This is a genomic window from Pseudarthrobacter sp. MDT1-40-2 (assembly GCF_059383595.1).
Map to the genome: position 1 here is coordinate 1 of NZ_JBWZCL010000015.1, position 1,047 is coordinate 1,047.

A 1,047-nucleotide genomic window follows, 5' to 3' on the forward strand; every position below is an offset into this window, starting at 1 on the left:
TAGCGTGGGGGAAACGCCCGGTCCCATTCCGAACCCGGAAGCTAAGACCCACAGCGCCGATGGTACTGCACCCGGGAGGGTGTGGGAGAGTAGGTCACCGCCGGACAAACATTAAAAGGCCAGGCCCCGACACCACGTGTCGGGGCCTGACCCCTTTAAACACCAAAACACCACCCGCGTCGGCCGCGGCCCGCGCACCAGCTAGCCACCGTGCCCAAAAACACAGTGCAGCGCTGGATAACAGGCCTGGTGGCTGGGCTGGACGGTGATGGCCTTGGCGGGCTCTCGCCTAGAATTGAATGAGACGTTTGGGCCTGTGACAGAATGCTGGATCCAGGCCCAGTAGGAAGAACAACATAATGATGAGGACGGCTGCACCAGATGCTTGCGGTCGGCTCACAACAGGAGGAATCCATCATGGCTGAGCACGACGGCGGCAACAAGGGCGCGAATTCCGGAAACGAGCGCCGGCCCCATGGTGGTGCCTTCCGAGGTCCCAACAACTCGGGCGGACAGCCACGGGGATTCCGCGACCGCGATGGTGGCGGACAGGGAGGGCGTCCGCGCCGCGAGGGCGAAGGCGATCGTAAGCCTTTTGGTGATCGTGATAACCGCGGTGAGCGTAAGCCTTTCAGTGATCGTCCGCGCCGCGAAGGCGAAGGCGATCGTAAGTCGTTCGGTGATCGTGATAACCGCGGTGAGCGTAAGCCTTTTGGTGATCGTGATGACCGCGGTGAGCGTAAGCCTTTCAGCGACCGTCCGCAGCGTGAAGGCGGCGGTGAGCGCCGTTCGTTCGGTGACCGCGACAACCGCGGCGAGCGTAAGCCTTTCAGTGACCGTCCGCAGCGTGAAGGTGGCGGTGAGCGCCGTTCGTTCGGTGACCGCGACAACCGCGGCGAGCGTAAGCCTTTCAGTGACCGTCCGCAGCGTGAAGGTGGCGGTGAGCGCCGTTCGTTCGGTGACCGCGACAACCGCGGCGAGCGTAAGCCTTTCAGTGACCGTCCGCAGCGTGAAGGTGGCGGTGAGCGCCGTTCGTTCGGTGACCGC

1 protein-coding gene and 1 rRNA gene are annotated in these 1,047 nt (G+C 63.6%); one reads left to right on the forward strand and one right to left on the reverse strand.

Translation table 11 applies throughout. The features are described 5' to 3' along the window. Positions 1-106: ribosomal RNA gene (gene rrf / locus AC50X5_RS16815) — 5S ribosomal RNA — on the forward strand; the annotation flags it as partial. A gap of 290 nt (positions 107-396) precedes the next feature. Here the strand turns inward: rrf and AC50X5_RS16820 are convergent. Beyond that, on the reverse strand, positions 397-1,047 hold a 651-nt coding region (locus AC50X5_RS16820), incomplete at its 5' end, for a hypothetical protein (RefSeq protein ID WP_494977214.1).